3 protein-coding genes are annotated in these 1,540 nt (G+C 45.8%); all 3 read right to left on the reverse strand.

Annotated elements, in window-relative coordinates; translation table 11 throughout:
* The coding region (locus A7968_RS23280) for an IS91 family transposase (protein ID WP_167542989.1) at window positions 1-407 on the reverse strand (407 nt) is incomplete at its 3' end.
* Window positions 302-541: a hypothetical protein gene (locus A7968_RS23400; RefSeq protein ID WP_064668784.1), complete on the reverse strand. Its 240-nt coding sequence runs from the start codon at window positions 539-541 to the stop codon at window positions 302-304. The genes A7968_RS23400 and A7968_RS23280, both read right to left, overlap by 106 nt.
* The gene (locus tag A7968_RS22755; protein WP_064668785.1) at window positions 534-1,445 is read right to left on the reverse strand and encodes a site-specific integrase; all 912 of its coding nucleotides are present in this window, start codon (window positions 1,443-1,445) and stop codon (window positions 534-536) included. The genes A7968_RS23400 and A7968_RS22755 overlap by 8 nt, the downstream gene beginning before the upstream one ends.
* Window positions 1,446-1,540: the final 95 nt, after the last annotated feature.

The raw sequence follows: 1,540 nt of genomic DNA on the forward strand, positions 1-1,540 counted from the left end.
CGTCCCCGCTTTTGTTGAAACAGTGTGCCGTGTTTATTGAGCGCGCCAGCAGGCACGATAAAATGGACATGAGGGTGGTAATCGAGCCGTCGTGAATGGGTATGCAACACAGCCGTCAGCCCGAGTTTATCACCGAGGTGTTTGTCTCGGCTGAAGAAACTGCGCAACGTCGTCGTGGCACAATGAAACAAAGCATGATAGCCCCATTGCTGATGAAACCACATAAACTGGCGTAACTGATACGGCAAGGTAAACGTCACTAAAAAATAATTCACGGGCAACAGCTTCTGTTTTTGCACTGCTAACCAATGCGTATTAGCGTGGTGTTGACAGGCAGGGCAATGACGATGACCACAGCCAGGGTAAAACGTGCTGCTGTTACCGCAGTTATCACAATGGAATAGCACATTGCTCCAGCATCAGGCGTATGACACTGCATAATTTGCTTTAGCGCATAATGGTGTTCATGGTGCATTAAATGCCCGTATTTTTCAACGAGTGACGTATGAGCGAGACGAACCACTTCAGCCAAGTTACTCATCGGTTTGCCCCCGCCAATGGATTGGTAAGCCATCAATAATATCATTCAGCATGAGCGCGCTATTTTGAGCTGTTTCTTGGGTCATCCGCGTGTATTTAGCCGTGGTATCAGGACTGGCATGGCCTAAAAAAACTTGAATAGAGCGCAAACTTAATCCGCGCTCTAACATGTGGGTCGCAATAGAGTGACGCAGCGTATGCACATGCACATTTTTACTGATACCGACTTCCTTAGCGATTAACTTAATCGCTTTTTGCACGCCGCCTTTGTCCATCACCAAGGAATGACCATTGCGCAAAAAGGGCGGTTTCCCGCCAGGGAAAATTAACTCAGGGTGTTTGTGAGTGCACCAGTACTGACGCAGCGCAAACAACGTTGCTTGAGGTAACGGTACAAAGCGGTCTTTTTTAGATTTGGTATAACGCAAATGCACTCGCATTAAATGGCTATCAATATCCGATACCTTCAGGTTAATAGCTTCACTGAGGCGCAGGCCTAGACTGTAGGTGACTAAATAATAGGTTTGATAGCTGAGTTTACGAGTGGCGTTAATAATGAGGGCGACTTCAGTGGGCGATAACACATCTTGCACAACTTGAATTTTAGGTGGTTTAACAATATCGACCCGCGTCCAGGGGCGATGAAGGACATGTTTGTAACAAAACTGAATGGCATTACGGGCAATTTTAACCGCGCTCCATGATTTGTTTTCAACAAGAAAAAGAAAGTAGAGTTTGAGCTCGTCAGTGCTGAGGCTATCAGGACAGGTGTCAAAAAAGACAGCGGCTTGGCGTAAGCACCGAGCATAACAATCAATGGTTTTATCACTCTTGCCTTGCAGTTTTAATTCGGTAATATAGGTTGAATATAAAGACTCGAAACGAGCTTGATCGTGTGTGTTCATAGCAGTGAACTCCAATTAATCCTACCGGTGTTGGTAGAGAGTTAATTAAACACGCGATCTGCTTTTTCTGCCGCAAAGCGGCTTCGTTCAACAAA

It is taken from the genome of Pseudoalteromonas prydzensis (assembly GCF_001661495.1).
GTDB classification, from domain to species: Bacteria; Pseudomonadota; Gammaproteobacteria; order Enterobacterales; family Alteromonadaceae; genus Pseudoalteromonas; species Pseudoalteromonas prydzensis.